Annotated in this window: 19 protein-coding genes; 7 read left to right on the forward strand and 12 right to left on the reverse strand. The window is 59.8% G+C overall.

All coding sequences use genetic code 11. The annotated features are described in order from the left end of the window. Positions 1-13 precede the first annotated feature (13 nt). Both ABGX75_RS16325 and ABGX75_RS16330 read left to right on the forward strand, forming a co-directional pair. Complete coding sequence (locus ABGX75_RS16325) at positions 14-505, forward strand: tripartite tricarboxylate transporter TctB family protein (protein WP_043558699.1); 492 nt, start codon at positions 14-16, stop codon at positions 503-505. 3 nt (positions 506-508) lie between these two features. Continuing rightward, on the forward strand, positions 509-2,011 hold the full coding sequence (locus tag ABGX75_RS16330; protein ID WP_179152370.1) for a tripartite tricarboxylate transporter permease: 1,503 nt from the start codon (positions 509-511) through the stop codon (positions 2,009-2,011). Between the two features lie 65 nt (positions 2,012-2,076). Here the strand turns inward: ABGX75_RS16330 and ABGX75_RS16335 are convergent, their stop codons facing one another. The 6 genes from ABGX75_RS16335 to pyrE form a co-directional block, all read right to left on the reverse strand. After that, the gene (locus tag ABGX75_RS16335) at positions 2,077-2,745 is read right to left on the reverse strand and encodes a GntR family transcriptional regulator (RefSeq protein ID WP_179152371.1); all 669 of its coding nucleotides are present in this window, start codon (positions 2,743-2,745) and stop codon (positions 2,077-2,079) included. Positions 2,746-2,997: 252 nt separating this feature from the next. Next, positions 2,998-3,822: a CoA ester lyase gene (locus ABGX75_RS16340; RefSeq protein WP_347411040.1), complete on the reverse strand. Its 825-nt coding sequence runs from the start codon at positions 3,820-3,822 to the stop codon at positions 2,998-3,000. A gap of 46 nt (positions 3,823-3,868) precedes the next feature. Next, positions 3,869-5,917 carry a DNA helicase Rep gene (rep, locus tag ABGX75_RS16345; protein ID WP_011508491.1) on the reverse strand — a complete coding sequence of 683 codons (2,049 nt, stop codon included), beginning with the start codon at positions 5,915-5,917 and terminating at the stop codon, positions 3,869-3,871. After that, complete coding sequence (gene trmL, locus ABGX75_RS16350) at positions 5,914-6,408, reverse strand: tRNA (uridine(34)/cytosine(34)/5-carboxymethylaminomethyluridine(34)-2'-O)-methyltransferase TrmL (protein ID WP_347411041.1); 495 nt, start codon at positions 6,406-6,408, stop codon at positions 5,914-5,916. The genes rep and trmL overlap by 4 nt, the downstream gene beginning before the upstream one ends. A gap of 90 nt (positions 6,409-6,498) precedes the next feature. Next, entirely contained in the window at positions 6,499-7,053 is a 555-nt protein-coding gene (locus ABGX75_RS16355) for a YfaZ family outer membrane protein (RefSeq protein WP_347411042.1), read from the reverse strand. Between the two features lie 80 nt (positions 7,054-7,133). Then, positions 7,134-7,838, reverse strand: a complete 705-nt coding sequence (gene pyrE / locus ABGX75_RS16360; RefSeq protein ID WP_011508494.1) for an orotate phosphoribosyltransferase — start codon at positions 7,836-7,838, stop codon at positions 7,134-7,136. A gap of 92 nt (positions 7,839-7,930) precedes the next feature. Between pyrE and ABGX75_RS16365 the strand changes: the two genes are divergently transcribed. Further along, positions 7,931-8,698, forward strand: a complete 768-nt coding sequence (locus tag ABGX75_RS16365; RefSeq protein WP_035414233.1) for an exodeoxyribonuclease III — start codon at positions 7,931-7,933, stop codon at positions 8,696-8,698. 56 nt (positions 8,699-8,754) lie between these two features. Here the strand turns inward: ABGX75_RS16365 and rph are convergent, their stop codons facing one another. Further along, positions 8,755-9,477, reverse strand: coding sequence for a ribonuclease PH (gene rph, locus ABGX75_RS16370; RefSeq protein WP_179152373.1), 723 nt, complete (start codon positions 9,475-9,477; stop codon positions 8,755-8,757). A 195-nt stretch (positions 9,478-9,672) separates the two neighbouring features. On the opposite strand from rph, the gene ABGX75_RS16375 reads away from it, so the two are divergent. The 3 genes from ABGX75_RS16375 to ABGX75_RS16385 all read left to right on the forward strand — a co-directional run bounded on the left by ABGX75_RS16375 (position 9,673) and on the right by ABGX75_RS16385 (position 12,379). Further along, positions 9,673-10,536 (forward strand): YicC/YloC family endoribonuclease, encoded by an 864-nt coding sequence (locus tag ABGX75_RS16375; protein ID WP_035414231.1) that lies wholly within the window; start codon positions 9,673-9,675, stop codon positions 10,534-10,536. A 375-nt stretch (positions 10,537-10,911) separates the two neighbouring features. After that, positions 10,912-12,132, forward strand: coding sequence for a site-specific integrase (locus ABGX75_RS16380; protein ID WP_035414229.1), 1,221 nt, complete (start codon positions 10,912-10,914; stop codon positions 12,130-12,132). Between the two features lie 61 nt (positions 12,133-12,193). Further along, entirely contained in the window at positions 12,194-12,379 is a 186-nt protein-coding gene (locus ABGX75_RS16385) for an AlpA family transcriptional regulator (protein WP_035414227.1), read from the forward strand. A 213-nt stretch (positions 12,380-12,592) separates the two neighbouring features. On the opposite strand, the gene ABGX75_RS16390 is transcribed toward ABGX75_RS16385, so the two are convergent. The 5 genes from ABGX75_RS16390 to ABGX75_RS16410 form a co-directional block, all read right to left on the reverse strand. Then, on the reverse strand, positions 12,593-13,204 hold the full coding sequence (locus tag ABGX75_RS16390) for a lambda exonuclease family protein (RefSeq protein WP_035414226.1): 612 nt from the start codon (positions 13,202-13,204) through the stop codon (positions 12,593-12,595). Between the two features lie 60 nt (positions 13,205-13,264). Beyond that, on the reverse strand, positions 13,265-14,002 hold the full coding sequence (locus ABGX75_RS16395; RefSeq protein ID WP_035414224.1) for an ERF family protein: 738 nt from the start codon (positions 14,000-14,002) through the stop codon (positions 13,265-13,267). 11 nt (positions 14,003-14,013) lie between these two features. Continuing rightward, positions 14,014-14,199, reverse strand: a complete 186-nt coding sequence (locus ABGX75_RS16400; RefSeq protein ID WP_035414223.1) for a hypothetical protein — start codon at positions 14,197-14,199, stop codon at positions 14,014-14,016. Between the two features lie 95 nt (positions 14,200-14,294). After that, a complete protein-coding gene (locus ABGX75_RS16405; protein ID WP_224113370.1) occupies positions 14,295-15,263 on the reverse strand; it encodes a DUF932 domain-containing protein in 969 nt (322 codons plus the stop codon). Between the two features lie 141 nt (positions 15,264-15,404). Further along, entirely contained in the window at positions 15,405-15,737 is a 333-nt protein-coding gene (locus ABGX75_RS16410; protein ID WP_084075875.1) for a hypothetical protein, read from the reverse strand. A gap of 764 nt (positions 15,738-16,501) precedes the next feature. Here ABGX75_RS16410 and ABGX75_RS16415 point away from each other — a divergent pair. Then, positions 16,502-16,783, forward strand: coding sequence for a hypothetical protein (locus ABGX75_RS16415; protein ID WP_347411043.1), 282 nt, complete (start codon positions 16,502-16,504; stop codon positions 16,781-16,783). The last annotated feature ends 121 nt before the right edge of the window (positions 16,784-16,904 follow it).

The following is a 16,904-nucleotide window of genomic DNA, read 5'->3' on the forward strand; positions in this document are numbered from 1 at the left end:
GAGAGGAGACTATGTGGGAGCGCTGATCCTCGTCGCAGTGGGAGCGGCGTTCTCCACCCTCTCGGTCGATTACGGCATCTGGGGGGAGGGAGCCCGAATTACTCCGGGCTTCGTCCCCTTCGTAGTCGGCCTGCTATTGGTCGCCTTCGGTGCAATGATCGGCTGGGAGACTTGGCGATCAAGAGTTAAGTCTACAACGCCCCCATCAGAAAATGACACTGAGTCCAGTTCAATAACCAGCAAAGAATTACGCTACAACACTACAAAAACCGTGGCACTCGTCTTTGGGTTATTGCTCATAGCGGTCATCTTGGCGCCTATTCTTGGATTCCTTATAACCTTTTCCATTCTTGTCTTCGTGATCTTGGCCGGTGTAGAGCGCGAACACATCGGATTCAGTTTCGCTATCAGCTTGGGTATAGGCCTGCTCGCGTGGCTGATCTTTTACCAATTCATGGGGATCCGTTTACCCCTCGGCATCAGTGCCCCGCTGCTTGGAGGCTGAATAATGGATTTCTTCTCACACCTCATAACGGGGTTTGGCACCGCGCTATCCCCCATGAACTTGCTCTATTGCTTCATCGGGGTCTTGCTCGGAACGGTCATTGGCCTGCTCCCTGGATTAGGCTCAGCCACCGGCGTCGCGTTGCTATTACCCCTAACGCTCACTCTCAGCCCGATCACTGCGCTTATCATGCTCGCGGGTATCTACTATGGAGCCCAGTATGGCGCGACGATCACCTCGGTCTTAATTGCAACGCCTGGCGACTCGGCCAGCGTCGTCACCGCCATCGACGGCTATCCGATGGCTCGACAAGGCAGGGCCGGACCAGCCTTGGCCATCGGTGCGGTCTCAAGCTTTGTGTCGGGCATCACCAGCTTGATTCTCCTCATGGCGTTAGCGCCAGTCTTTGCCTCGCTGGCGCTGCATTTCGGGCCACCCGAAATCTGCGCACTGATCGTTCTTGGCTTCACAAGCATCGTCGGCTTCAGTGGCACGTCGAGAATCAAAGGGTTGGCCATGGCCACTTTCGGCGTTGCTATCACCACTATTGGCCTCGATCCTCAAAGCGGCAGCACACGTTTTACCTTCGGCTTCATTAACCTTTTCGGGGGTATCGGTTTCTTGCCAGTCGTGATTGGCCTGTTCGCGGTTGCCGAAGTACTGCATCAAGTCCGTAGCGGCAAAGTTGAGCCAATACGTACACGGTTTCGCGATATGATCCTGAAGCGGGAGGACTGGCGGAGATGTCGGACCACAATATTCAGTAGTGGGTTACTTGGCTTTTTCATCGGAGTGCTCCCGGGCGCCGGGGCCACACTCGCTTCTTTTCTAGGTTACGATCTGGCACGCCACTTCTCTAAGCACAAAAGCGAATTCGGCAAGGGAGCGATAGAGGGAGTGGCCGCACCGGAGGCCGCGAACAGCGCAGCCGTCAATGGCTCCTTCGTCCCAACCCTTACCTTGGGTATTCCCGGGTCGGGTACCACCGCAGTGCTCCTTGGCGCCTTCATTGTGTTCGGCATTCAGCCTGGGCCCTTACTTTTCACCAACGAGCCTGATCTGGTCTGGGGGTTGATGGCCTCATTTTTTATCGGCAGTGTAATTTTGCTGTTGCTAAACCTGCCTCTAGTCCCCCTATTTGCCTCGATCCTGCGTTTCCGTTATGAACTGATCTACCCTTGTATCTTGTTCCTTTCCTTCATCGGCGCTTACGCCATTGAAAACCGTATGTGGGGAGTCTGGCTAGCACTGGCTTTCGGAATAATCGGTTATTTCATGAAGCGCTATGACTATCCCACTGCGCCTTTGATACTCGGCATCGTTCTTGGCGGGATGTTCGAGAAGACGCTAATCCAGACTTCTTCCATGGGGGGCGGCGACCTGACGATCTTCCTTGACCGCCCAATCGCCATGATACTTTTCGCGTTAGCCGCGCTCATTCTTTATGGCCCGCGATTATCAAAAGCATATAGAAAAATACGGAAACTGAGCGCCAAAAAAGCCTGAAAGCAACTCAAAAAACAGGCCACCCTGCTTTTTAAAAGGTGGCCTGCACACACCAACGAGATGCATCATGACATACTCTTGGGCTCCGCCATATCAGACAGGGAAGACACCTCAACTTTATCGCTGAGATGGCGGCGCAGAATTTTTCCCAGTGTCTCGCCATCTCGGCGACGAAGGGCATCGATAATATCCTCGTGATCCTGTACCGCTTTAGCCCAGTACTCTCTGCTGAGCTCGGCGGAAAAACGAACACGCCGGACCCTCTGATTCAAGTTCTTGTAGACATCAATCAGTACATCATTGCGGGAGGCAACCACGATTGCTTCATGTATCTGCTGGTTGGTCAACAGATACTCAGCCATGTTGGAATTCTTGTAATGAGCCAGCATTTGATAGTGCAATGCTTCTATATTAGCGAGTTCGGCATCGGAAACATGTGCGCAAGCCAGTTCGCCGGACAACCCCTCGAGTGCACTCATAACTTCCAGCGTATTCTGTAAAGTATCGATGGTCAGTTTGGAGATGCGTGCACCTCGGTTCGGCAGAAGTTCTACAAATCCTTCCGAAGCCAATACTTTCAATGCTTCTCGCAGGGGGGTGCGCGAGACGCCAAATTGTTCACAGAGCTGTTTTTCAGGAACACGGCTTCCGGGTGTCAGCGTACCCGCGTCGATCATATCACGGATACGTACAGCGACTTCACCATGTAGCGTGTTCTGCTTGATCTTATCCATAGACCTATCCGATGTCCGAGTACACAGTATCGCACTACATGACAAGCACGCGGCGACCCAGTTGACCGTGTGATGCTTCAACCGCACTATGATGGCTAATAACGAATTTTATATTTTGAATTCATTTCTGCAGCATTCTAGCAACCACGCCTTCCTTCTGCTATCCCACCTCTTTTTACAGGGCCCAATCGGTATACGCGCCTCCCGCGATAGCGCCATAGCTTCCTACTTATCTTCGGGGATTTGCGGCCATTACCCCTTCGCCTCGTGCTTGGCGAGAATGCCCCGGGCGCGGCTGACGACCGGCGCGTCGACCATCTGGCCCGCGACGCTGAATGCGCCGGCCTCGCGGTCGGCACCGTCGATCACTTGCCTGGCCCAGGCGACATCGGCCTCGCTGGGAGAAAACGCCCGATTGACGGCGGACAACTGCCGAGGATGGATGCATAGCATGCCGGCGAAGCCCATCTCCTTGGCGTGAACGGCCGCCCGCGCCACGGCGTCCGTATCGTCGATGGCCGGATGCGGGCTTTCGAACGGCGCGGCCAGGCCCGCCGCGCGCGAATGGACCACCAGCTGGTAGCGCCCCTGGTCGAGCATTTGGCGCGCCCCCGACGTCTCGGGTGTGAGTCCCAGCTCGGAGATCAGATCCAGGGCCCCGAAACTCAGCCGCTCGACGCCGGTCATGCCCACCAGGCCGGGCAACGCCAGCAGCCCTGGCGCGGTTTCGATCTGCAGCCACAGCGGTTTGCCGCAGGCGGCGGCCTGCTCAAGCGCTGGGACGGCTTCAGCCTTGGGCACGAGCAGATGCGTGACGGCCCTCTCACGCGCGCACAGCGCCAGGTCGAGCGCATGATGCGGGGAAGCGGGCGCATTCACGCGCACCACGAGCGAGGCCTGAGGGTTGTCCGCCAGAAAGGCCGCCAGAGCCTCCCGGGCCGCGGCCTTGTCGCCATCGGCCACGGCATCTTCCAGATCGACGATCACGACATCCGCCGTGCTGGCCAAGGCCTTGGCGATGCGGTCCGGCCGCGTGGCCGGAACGAACAGTAGCGAGCGCAGGGCGTGCGGGTTCATAAAAGGCTCCGTCGAATGACACGGTTGGCATTCAGGCAATGGCAGATTATCCCAGCAACGAGCGCAGTCCGGCGATGGCATCCTTGCCGCGCGCCTGCTTCTTCTCGGGGTCTTCCTTGTCGGCGCGACCTTCCCATTCGAGATCGTCGGGCGGAAGCTCCTCGAGAAAGCGACTGGGCGTGCAGTCCAGCAGCTCGCCATAGGCCTTTCGCTGGCGGGCCAGGGTCAGCGTCAAGGTGCGCCGCGCCCGGGTGATGCCGACGTAGGCGAGGCGCCGCTCCTCTTCGATGGTGCCGGCTTCGATCGCATTGCGGTGCGGCAGCAGTTCTTCTTCCAGCCCCATCAGGTAGACGTGCGGGAACTCCAGCCCCTTCGAGGCATGCATGGTGAGCAGCTGCACCCGGTCGGAGTCGTCCTCCTCGGCCTGCTGCTCGAGGATATCGCGCAATACCAGCCGCGAAATCGCGGACTCCACGTCGTCGGTCTCGTCGGCGTCGTCATCGTCGCGCTGCATCGACTTCTCGAGCTGGTCGATCAGGGTCCACACATTGGCCATGCGCCGCTCGGCGATGGTCGGGGCGCTGGCGTTCTGGAACAGCCAGGCCTCGTAATCCATCTCGCGCAGCATGTCGCGAATCGCCGCGATGGCATCGCCCTGGTCCATGCGCCGGCGCACGCCGTCGATGAAGTGCGTGAAGCGCGACAGGCGCTCCACCGCACGCGTGGGCAGCACCTGCTCGAGGCCGATTTCGTGACATGCGGCGAACAGCGACACCTGCCGCTCGGTGGCATAGTTGGCGAGCTTCTCCAGTGTTCCCGGCCCGACCTCGCGACGCGGCACGTTGACGATACGCAGGAAGGCGTTGTCGTCGCCGGGGTTGATCAACAGGCGCAGGTACGCCATGGCATCCTTGATCTCGTTGCGCGAGAAGAACGACGTGCCGCCGGAGAGCTTGTAGGGAATCTGGTAATGCTGAAGCTTGAGCTCCAGTAACCGCGCCTGGAAGTTGCCCCGGTAAAGGACCGCGAAATCGCGCCATTCGGCACGCTCCTTGATGCGCCGGGTGAGGATCTCGCTGGCCACGCGCTCGGCCTCGGCCTCTTCGTGACGATTGACGATGACGCGAATGGCATCGCCCTGGCCCATCTCCGACCACAGGGTCTTCTCGTAGACGTGGGGATTGTTGCCGATCAGGGTATTGGCCGCGCGCAGAATGGTACCGGTGGAGCGATAGTTCTGTTCGAGCTTGATGACGTTCAGGCGCGGGAAGTCCTCCCCCAGGGTGACCAGGTTCTCGGGGCGTGCGCCGCGCCAGGCGTAGATCGACTGATCGTCGTCGCCGACCACGGTGAAGGTGGCGCGCTCGGCCATCAGCAGCTTGACCAGTTGATACTGGCTGACATTGGTGTCCTGATACTCGTCGACCAGCATGTACTGGATCTTGCGCCGCCAGCGGGCCAGGGCGTCGGGATTGTCGCGCAGCAGCACCACCGGCAGCAGGATCAGGTCGTCGAAGTCGACCGCGTTGTAGGCCTTGAGATGCCGGCTGTAGGCTTCATACACCCGCGCCGCGTATTGCGTGTCTTCATCCGCGGCGTGCGAGATCGCCTGCCCCGGCAGCACCAGGTCGTTCTTCCACTGGGAAATCTGCCCCTGCACCGCGTTGATCTGCTCGGCGTCGGTATCCGCTTCCTTCTGCATCAAGTCGCGCAGCAGTGCCTTGGCATCCTCGGGATCGAACAGCGAGAAGCCCGGCTTGTAGCCCAGCGTCTTCAGTTCGCCGCGAATGATGTTGAGCCCCAGGGTGTGGAAGGTGGACACCGTCAGGCCGTGGCCCTCGCGCCCCTGGAGCATCTCCCCCACGCGCTCCTTCATCTCGCGCGCCGCCTTGTTGGTGAAGGTCACCGCCGCGATCTTGCGCGCGCTCATCCCGCATTCCTGGATCAGGTAGGCGATCTTGGTGGTGATCACGCTGGTCTTGCCGGACCCGGCACCGGCCAGCACCAGGCAAGGGCCGTCGATATACCGCGCGGCTTCCTGCTGGCGGGGATTGAGCTTGGCGAGGCGCTGGCGAATCGAGGGAGAGGTGCTCATGACGTCGGCACCGCCTCCGCATCGGCGATCCCCGCCCCGGCGAACTCGAGCTGGCGCCAGGCTTCGAAGACCAGGATCGCGCAGGCATTGGAAAGGTTCAGACTGCGGCTGTCGGGCAGCATGGGAATGCGCAGCCGCTGCGCCGGCGGCAAGGCATCGAGCATGGCCTGCGGAAGCCCGCGGGTCTCGGGGCCGAAGACCAGGGCATCGCCTTTCCGGTAGGCGACCTCGTGATAGCCGGTGCGACCGCGCGTGGACACCGCCAGCACGCGCGCCGGCTGCACGCTTTCCAGGAAGGCGCGCCAGTCGGCATGTACCTTGACCCGCGCCCACTCGTGGTAGTCGAGCCCCGCGCGACGCAGACGCTTATCGTCGAGCGCGAAGCCCAGCGGCTCGATCAGATGCAGGCGGAAGCCGGTATTGGCGCACAAACGGATGAGATTGCCCGTGTTGGGCGGAATTTCGGGCTCAAAGAGTACGATATCGAGCATGAGGATCACTGTGCCATGGCGGCGATGAGCCCCCATGATACGCAATCGGCGCCCCGAATGGGACGCCGATCGGAGCTTTCTGCAGCGCCCTCAGAAGCCGACGCTGACGCCGACCACCGGCCCGCTGTCGAGGGTATGCTCGCCGCTCTCGTCGAAGTCGGTGCGGTAATAGCGGTAGCCGCCATACAGGTAAGTCTGCGAGACGACGTTGACCCGCGCCTGGGCACCGTACTCATAGCTCTTCTTGATGTCGCCGTGACTCAGGCCATCCGGCGTATAAAAGCCGTAGCCGCCCACCGAGGTCAGTGGAATCGGGGTGTCGACGAAGGCCGAGCCCCCCAGGCCGACACCACCGCCATCACCGAAATGCGTGTCCTGGTATTGATAGCGCGCGCCCACCAACAGATCGACCAGCGGCAGGTACGGCGAGAACATCAACGACCCGGAGTAGGTATCGGCATCGTGACCGCTGTCGTCCGACGTGAAGTAACCGACGCTGGCCCGCAGCGTGGGAAAGATGCTTTGGCTCGCCTCGATGCCTCGGGAGTCGGCACCCGCGTTGGCGGACACGCTGAGCGCCATGGCCTGATGGCTGGCCAGCAGAAGGCCGGCGGAAGCAAGCACGGAACCGAGTGACTTGATCATGGGAAACTCTCGCAAAAGATGGTGAACACTGTCATCACTATGGCATAATCACGGCAGTTTAAAAACGCCGTTTTCAAACCTTATCCGTCGAGACGCACACCGTAACGGTCACGATACGCACGGATAGCGTCGGCGTGCTGGCGCAGCGACTGGTCGCTCTCGTCACCCTGCGACTGGCGCGTTTCCAGGTAGGCCAGTACCTGGTCCAGGGTCACGATGCTGACGACGGGCATGCCATACTGGCTCGTCACTTCCTGGATCGCGCTTTGCGCCTTGAGGCCGTTTTCGTCCTGGCCGCGCTCCTGACGGTCGAGGGCGATGACCACGCCGGCCGCCTCGGCACCGGCGGCGTCGATGAGCTGCATGACCTCACGGATCGCGGTACCAGCGGTGATGACATCGTCGATGATCAGCACCCGACCGGCGAGCGCCGCGCCGACGATGTTGCCGCCTTCGCCGTGGGCCTTGGCTTCCTTGCGGTTGAACGCGAACGGCAGGTCGCGGTCATGATGATCGGCCAGCGCCACGGCGGTGGTCGTCGCCAGCGGGATGCCCTTGTAGGCAGGGCCGAACAGCACGTCCGCCTCGAGCCCGCTATGCGCGATGGCCTGGGCATAGAAGCGGCCCAGGCGCGCCAGCGCACGGCCGCTCTTGAACAGACCGGCATTGAAGAAATAGGGGCTGATCCGCCCGGACTTGAGGGTGAATTCACCGAACTTGAGCACGCCTTCGTCGATGGCGAACTCGATGAACTCCCGCTGGTACGGCTGCAGTTGAGCGGTCACGCTGACTCCCTATCACCCTGATCGTTTCTACACATTTACCTAAACGTCGAAAGCTCAGGTATCATACACGCGCGACGAAAAAGGGACCATGTATGAAAATCGCCAGCATCAATGTCAACGGGATCCGCGAAGCGGTCGGGAGGGGGTTTCTCGACTGGCTGGCCAACCAGGACGCCGACGTCGTCTGCGTGCAGAATCTCAAGGCCAAAAGCTTCGAACTCGACGACAGCATCCTCTTTCCCGAAGGGTACGAAGGTTACTTCCTGGATGCCGAGGAAGACGGCTTCTCCGGCGTGGGGCTCTATTGCCGCACGATTCCCAAGGCCATCATGTACGGGCTGGGGTTCCCCCAGTGCGATAACGAAGCGCGTTTCCTGCAGGCCGATTACGAGCGCTTCAGCATCGCCAGCTTCCTGATGCCCGACGGTAGCGACCTGGAGGCCAAGCAGGCCTTCATGAATCAGTACCAGGAATATCTCAGCAAGATGGTGCGCAAGCGCCGCGAGTACATCATCTGCGGAACTTGGCACATCGCGCACAAGACCATCGACCTCGCCAACTGGGCCGACAACCAGACCACGCCGGGCTTTCGCCCCGAAGAGCGTGCCTGGATGGATCAGGTCTTCGGTCCGATGGGCTACATCGACACCTTCCGTGAGGTCAATCGCGACGCCAATCAGTACACCTGGTGGCCCAAGCTCGACCAGGAAGTGCCGCGCGCGCGACAGGAAGGCTGGCGTCTGGACTACCAGATCGTCGGTCCCGAGTTCCGCCGCCACGTGGTGGATGCCTGGATCGACCGCGACGCGACCTTCTCCGAATTCGCGCCGCTCATCGTCGAGTACGATCTCGAACTGTAACGTCGCCGGTCCCCGCGCCCATGACGACGCCGGCCTCTGGCCGGCGTCGTGCGTTTTCAGTCACGAAAACCCAGTGCCTCGCGCTGATGCGCGAACAGCTGACGCCCGGCGCCTTCGGCCAGGTCCAGCATCGCATTGAGCTCCTGACGGGTGAACGTCGCCGTTTCGGCAGTGCCCTGCACCTCGATCAGGCCACCATCCTCGGCCATCACCACGTTCATGTCGGTACCCGCCGTGCTGTCCTCGGGATAGTCCAGGTCGACGACCGGCTGTCCCTTGAAGATACCCACCGACACCGAGCTCACCAGCTGCTTGAAGGGATCCTTCTTGATCAGCTTCTCGCGCTGCAAGTGATGGATGGCATCCACCAGCGCCACGCAACCGCCGGTGATCGACGCCGTGCGCGTGCCGCCATCGGCCTGGATCACGTCGCAATCCACGGTGATCGTGAATTCGCCCAGCTTCTTGAGATCCACCACGGTGCGCAGCGAGCGACCGATCAAGCGCTGGATCTCCAGCGTACGGCCACCTTGCTTGCCGCGCGTGGCTTCGCGTCCGCCACGGGTGTGAGTCGCGCGCGGCAGCATGCCGTATTCGGCGGTGATCCACCCTTGCTGCTTGCCACGCAACCAACGCGGCACGCCGGCTTCCACACTGGCGTTACACAGCACCTTGGTATCGCCGAAGCTCACCAGTACGGACCCTTCCGCATGGCGCGTGTAGCCCCGTTCCAGGGTGATCTCGCGGGGTTGGTCGGGCTGTCGTCCACTCGGGCGCATACCACCTCTCTGCATCGTCGGTCGAAACACTCACTTCAAAAGCCCCGGATCGCAAGACCCAGGAGCGAGACGTCCAGTCACGGCCATGCCGCGACGATCCACGCATTCTACACCCAAGCGGGCCTCACGCGGACCGGGAATCGGTTAGACTGCAGAATTGAGTGAGATTGGCCACATACCGCGCAGGAGAATCGCATGGCGTACAGCATGACCGCCTTCACCCGGCAGACGCAGGACGCCGAATGGGGCAGCTTGCAGCTCGAGCTGCGTTCGGTGAATCAGCGCTATCTGGAACCGCACTTCCGCCTGCCGGACAGCCTTCGCGATCTCGAGCCCGCCTATCGGGAGGCGCTGCGCAAGCGTCTCTCGCGCGGCAAGGTGGAATGTACGCTGCGTTTCGATCCGGCCCACGACGACGCCACGCTCAGCGTCAACGAGACGCGCCTGGCCACCCTGGCCCAGGCCCTCGGACGTGTCCGCGAGCAGATCCCCGACGCCGCCATGCCCGATGCCTTGGCGCTGCTCGATCACCCCGGCGTGCTCGAAAGCGACGGACTCGACCTTGAGCGTGTCCAGCATGCCGCGCACGCACTTTTCGATGCCGCACTGGACGACCTGACCGCCGGCCGTGCCCGCGAAGGCGAGCGTCTCGCGGCCTTGATTCGCGAACGGCTGGCCGGCATCCGCGATCTGGTGGCCGAAGTCCGCGCGCACCTGCCCGCCATTCTGGACAACCAGCGCCAGCAGCTGGCCGACCGCCTGAACGCTTTCAAGGCCGAACTCGACCCCCAACGTCTCGAGACCGAAATCGCCCTGCTCGCCCAGAAGGCCGACGTCGCCGAGGAGCTCGATCGTCTCGAGACGCACGTGGCCGAAGTCGAGCGTCAACTCAGGCAAAAAGGCCCCATCGGCCGCCGCCTCGACTTCCTGATGCAGGAACTCAACCGCGAAGCCAACACCCTCTCCTCGAAGTCCATCGTCGCCGACACCACCCGCTGCGCGGTGGAGTTGAAGGTGTTGATCGAACAGATGCGCGAGCAGATCCAGAATATCGAGTAGCATCCACCAAAGGCCATCAAAAACCATTAAACTATTGTTTTTCAAATAAAAAAAGACATAAGAAGTCCACCAAGGTCCACCAACCCCTCCGGAAATCCAGATCATATCGGGGAGTAATCCGGGGAGAAAAAGCATTGCCTCTCCTCCCTCCGACACATACCCTTACAGATACTCCCCAACCATGTCGATCCGAGTGCATGACCGGGAGAAAGTGGGGGAGGTGCCCGCTGGCACTCTAAATGCCGTTGCAAAAAGGTCCACTGGGCGCCAGTGACGAGCTCATATGACATTGAGCCGCCTATCTAGCCCAAGCCTAGCCCGAGCAGCTATCAAACGGTCGTTTGTTTTATTTTCAACGGGGGACGAGAGGAAATAATGGGAAGCCTTACCGCCAAGAAGAGCCAGTCGCTTGTCAAGGAGGGTAAAGCAGGGCGCTACAGCGACGGCAACGGTCTGTACCTGATGATACCGAGGAAAGGAACTCCTTACTGGATGTTGCGATACACGCTGTTTGGCAAGCGGCGTGAGATGACGCTGGGCAAACATGCCCACCTCTCTCTCGCCGAGGCTCGGACGAAAGCGGTTGAAAACCAGAAGTCTATACGCGAAGGCCTTGACCCCATCGAGGAACGCAAACGCGATAGCCAGGCCTTGATCAGGACAGTGGAGGACCTGTTTGCTGACTGGTACCCGGAGCTAGAGAGAAGACTCAAGCACCCAGCTATTCCAAAGCGGATATACAAAAAAGAAGTGGCGCCCCTCATCGGGGGTAGATCGCTGGATGCTGTCACCCCAATTGATATCCGTGAAATAATTAGACGAGTAACAAATAGTGGTAGGCCGACAATAGCTAATGACACACTGATGTATCTTAAACAGATGTTCAACCACGCCATAAAACTGGGAATTTTAACCTACAACCCAGCATCAGCCTTCAACGTCAACGACGCAGGCGGTATTGAGAAAAGCCGCGATAGGGTTTTGAGCCTCGATGAGATTCGCAACGTTTTCCAAGCCTTCAGAGACAATAGCGACAGCTTCAGCCGCGACAACTACCTCGCCTGCGCGCTACTGCTCGTCCTGGGGGTACGTAAGACCGAACTTACCGAAGCCCAGTGGTCAGAATTTGACCTGAAGAACGGCCGGTGGAACCTGAGCGGTGAGCGCAGCAAGACAGGCGCCGGGATCGTCATTCCCCTCCCACCGCAAACCATCGGCTGGCTGGAAGAGCTCAAGATCCGTGCCTGCGGCTCGGACTATGTCTTTCCTAATCGCCGCAGCAGTAAGCGGGCCCACATGGGCAAAGACACGCTGAATCGTGCCATTGCCAAGCTATTTGGCAAGGAGCCTGGCAAGAAGCCGCAACCAGAGAACCGGATGGGCGATATCACCGAGTTTACTGTGCATGATCTGCGCCGCACCTGCCGCAGCTTACTCGCTGCGGTTGGTGTACCGGGGCATGTCGCGGAGCGTTGCTTGAATCACAAGCTCAAGGGCGTCGAAGGCATCTACGACCGTTACGACTACTTCGACGAGCGAAAAGAAGCGATTATCAAGGTCGCAAACCTTCTTGGCCCTGCAATAAATCTTCCCTAACTCACAACGTAAATTTCTACACACCAACAACATCTCATGAGCCAATTTTGGAGAAAGCGCCATGAGACTAATCAAGCTTAAAGATGTCACCAGCCTTACAGGTCTTGCACGCTCCACCATTTACAAATACATTTCCGAAGAAAGATTCCCAAAACCAGTATCCTTGGGAGAAAGAAATGTCGCCTGGGTAGAGGAAGAAATTCAGGACTGGATCCTAGAAAAAATAGCCGAAAGAGACCTTGCATAAACAGGGTAAAAAAACACGCTCGTCATTCCACCTAGCCGCAACATTCCCGCCGACTAAAAAAATACCGCTCCACCAGCCGACACAGCTTCCTAAGCAGGAAGCTGTGTCGGCATTATCATGTTATTTTTTCAACGGCATCCCCTCTCAGCGAAGGACACTACCTCCTCACTGCCAACCACTAGGTGTGTAAATCCACCAGGTTTTCATCAGGCATCAGGCCGCCATGACCATGGCCATGCGACGATCAAGCTCCTCGTAGAAGGCCTCAACCCGCTTGGCAATGGTGCGGATCATCGTCTCGTCCCGGTAGGCACGCTTCACGAACAGCGGCATGCCCGGCCAGTAGCTGACGAAGTCGATCCACTCCCGCTCGCTGACCCACAGCCCGCCTTGGCACTGAGCGACGTGCTCCTGGGGCAGCTCGTCGGCCAGCAATAGCTCGATCTGGTACTTGGGCAGCTTGGTCTTGATTTCGACCAGGCCATTGCTGTCGACCAGGCAGTCGGGCGAGTAGCCCACCCCGTGGTTGAGGATGATGCCGACCTGCTCCAGTTGGGGCAGGCCGGCGGCCTCGTGATAGAGCTCCCGGGCCACGGGTTCCAGCTCATGACCGCGCTGGGTGTGAGCGTTGCCCTGGAAGGCATCGGAGGGCTCGCCGGTGATGCGCTCGCCGATCAGCTGATGCATGTAGCTCATCGCACCGGTACCGAAGCCTCCCGGCCCCTTGCCCTTGACCAGCAGAGTCTTCAGCTCGGACATGGTGACGATGCCGAGACGGGCGGCATGCCACTCGGGCGTGCCCTGTTCCAGTGTCAGGATCTGCATGACGATCTCCTTCTCGATGACACGGCATAGGCCAGAGAGGGGAGGCCCCTCGCCGGCCGGTCAGTGATGTTGATGGTTGGGCTGCGCCCGCTTCTGCAGGGAGGCACGCAGCTTGTCGAAGTCGCTGCGCGGTACCTGCTCGGCCTCGGCGTACTTGCCGACGAACCATTCCTGAGTCGCCGGGGGACAGGCGGCGATCAGCTGCCGGATCTGTCCGGCCTGGAAGGGGGTGACCAGCTTGACCGGGGCGGCGGCGTGACCGTTGTCATCCTGGCCGCGGGTAGTGATGTTAAGCAGGGCGCAAAGTATGTAGCGCTTGCCGTAGCTGGTGGAGGAGCCGAAGGCCTGCACGGCGTTCTTGCTGCCGCTGGTATCGGCCGGCAACAGCATGCTGGTTTCTTCACGATGACCGTCCTGGTGCATCAGCACGCCGGTCACCTGAATGCCGCGTTCCTGGGTCTGAATACGGAAGCTCACCGCGAAGCCGTGCTTCTTCATGATCGGCCGCACGGTATCGACGATGTCCTCGAGGGTGGCGTAGTGGCCGTTGTTAGTCTTGCCGCGTTCGGCGATGCTCGGCAGCTCAGTCTGCATGGCCGCCATGGCGGCGCTATAGGCCATCAGCGCCTGCCGGTCGAGCACCCGCTCCTGCATTTGCAGCAGGCGCTCCATCTTGTCGATGTCGACCTCGGGATTGAGGGCGGCCCGCTCGATCACCTGGATAATCGCGGTGCTGTCCTGGGTGGTTTGAGCGATCGGTGCCTGCTCGGCGGTCTTGGGATGAATGTGGGTTGCCATGATGGCCTCCGTTATCGATAGCGTTGGATGACTTCAGGGAGCTCCTCGGTCGGGACCGGCTCCAGGGACACGGCCACGCGATAGACCTGGCCCTTGGCCAGCACGTGGGTCTCGGTCGATTGCTCGCGAGCCTCCAGCAACTGACGCGTCAGCTGGGTCAGGGCATGGCAGATCTCGAATGTCATGAGCGGTTGCATCGGTACCTCCAAAAACAAAAACGCCCGGCCTTTGAGGGGCCGGGCGCTATGCCGTGGTAGGGAAAAGGCGAGGTAGGGAGAGCTTAGGACCCCGTTCAGGCCACCAGCGCAAGGGCGGACTCTAACGCTTTGTCCTTGAGGCCGGCGCCCTGGCCGAACCAGGCGGAGTCCATGCGATAGTCGTTGCTACGGGCGCGCTTCTCGTGATCCACGTACTCGGTGACCGCGTTGAGTAGCCCCCAGGCGGTGCCTTGCGCCGTGCACAGCCGAGAGCCCCGCCCTTCACCCTGATAGAGCTTCTGGACGCGGTTGAGGGCGCGAACGTTGGGCAGCTTGGACGGATCCTCCAGCGGCGCCTCGGCGTTGCAGATCACCGACTGGAAGTAGGTCCTCGCCTCCTCCTGGCTAACCTTGCGCTCGGCCAGGGTCTTCAGGCGATACATGAAGTCGTCCCACTGGGACACGGAGATACCCAGCTGCTGCTTGACCAGCTGCGGCCGAAACTCAGTGCTGTGCGGCACCTTCACTCCTTGCGACATGCCGTCCACGGCGATGGACAGAGTGTTGTTGCAGACCACCCGCACCGAGGTCGGCATAGCGACGGTGGCCAGAGAGCCATCGCAGGACGTCGCCAACAGCAGGTAATCGTTGACCTGGTCCTGCCCCTTCAGGGCGGCACCCAGGCCGCTGCGGGCCAGTGCCCAGAACTTGCGACCGCCCTTGAGCACCCCGGCGGTCTCGAGCTCATAACCCGCGTATTCGGTCAGATCACGGTAGAACTCCAGCACCTCTTCCGGCTGCACCACCTTGTAACGCTGGGAGACGACCGACAGCGGATCCTTGGTATCGGAGCGGTAGAGCACCTTCTGCTCCGGGAAAGAGTGGATGCTTCCCAGGTGGCCCGCGCCATCGGCAATGAAACGCACCGGGGATTCATCAATGTGCCAGTCCATGCCAGCTTGCTGCCGCCAGACCTCTAGTGGTTGATGACGAGACAGTTGCTGTCCCAGCCCATGCCAGGGGGTGTCACCGACGTAAGCCATGTGTTCGATTTGATGTGCCATAGCTATAGCTCCTTGAGAGACGAACACGGCATAACGGCCCGCTCTCCAAAGAAAGCGGGCCAACCGTGAGCATGTTGAGAAAGAGATTCGAGGGGCCACCACCAAAGCAGTGATGGAGGCGCGAGAGCTTGTAATGAGGGATCAGTCGACGTGGGGGCGAAAGGTATGGCCGCAAGCGCGGCACTCGAGATTGTCGAGCATCTGGTTGTCCAGCTCGCTACCCAGACGAGCCCCGGCGACGCCACCCGCGGTGCCGCCGATCAGTCCACCAAAGACTGCTCCGGCGATGCTGCCGACGGCGATCCCTACCGGACCACCGACTGCGCCCACCAGGGCACCGGCCTCGGCGCCACTCCAGGCACCGGCTGCTCCACTAGCGGTACCGGCCACCGCCCCCGTGGAGCCTCCTACCTTTCGCCCATGATGGCGCGACACCACCCGCGACGCGCTACAGCTGGGACAAGACATGGACATGACACTACCTCCTCCATCGGGAAAGACATGAGAACGAAGCCGTCCGTTTGGGGCTTCAAGGAGGTAGTACAGGTTTAAGATTCGGTTGAATCGACAACGGGCAGAATCCTGGGCGACACACCCGCTGGATCATCGGGGTATACGTCAGCTACGGAAAAAAGCCGGGGTTTGCGGCCTCCGCCGGCTTCCTGAACATGTTTCAGAACATCCGCCCGATGGATTCCAGGATGACGAGTCGGGACGACGTAATGTTTTACATCGCTGTGAGATGAGGTGCAGCGAAACCGTGACGTCATCGCGTCGCGGTGTCTTGTACGGATCGAAAACGGAATTTCCCGGAAAAGTGAGTGACACCTCATTCGCCAGGAAACTGGGGCGATTGGCATATCCAGGGATAGGGTTTCCCTGGGATTTTGACATGCGTCACTGACGGGTAAGTATTATAGGGAGATTCACTAGGCACATAACAGGGTCTACAAGGATGGGTTACTTGGCCATGATGGGCTCACTTGTGAAAGCCCATCCAGGATCATGGAAGATCATCCAAGGAGTGGTCCCACACAGACCACTCCCTATAGAATCATCATCCAACATAACCTTCTAGGATTGACCTGACAGACATCTGGAAAACGCCTGACGTGAAGCTCAGATGATCGTCAGCATCATGTCCATGTCAACGCCTACAATTCCCTATCATCTCCCTGTCGACCGACAAGACCATCGCTGCGGAATCTTTCACCATTCCCACAGCGAGGTATCTCCTCATGTCTCAACATCAACCCCTTCGTCATCCACTCAACGACAAGCTGCGCCTGTACTATGAAGATACCTATCGTGGATTTGAGGTGCAGCAGGAAAAAGGTGGCCCTTTAATTCTGGACTATCTCGAACGCTCCTACCAAACACTTGATACTGTGACACGAATCAACACCACCACCTTCGCCTTTCGTGTAGACCTTCGCTTTCCAGGTAAGATGCCGCGCCTGCTCATGCATGAGAACAACTGCGTGCTGGCACGGTTCTTCTACAATTTTCGCTACGTGTAGGGTCCCGGATGATAGGATCGCCTATAGAAGTTATCCTCTGCTAGCAGCGAGAGAGCTTCTTCAGCAATTCATCCGGGAGCAAGTTCATGGACATCAAGCTGCATAAACAAGCGACCACGAC

This window comes from Chromohalobacter sp. (genome assembly GCF_039830575.1).
Taxonomy (GTDB): Bacteria; Pseudomonadota; Gammaproteobacteria; order Pseudomonadales; family Halomonadaceae; genus Chromohalobacter; species Chromohalobacter israelensis.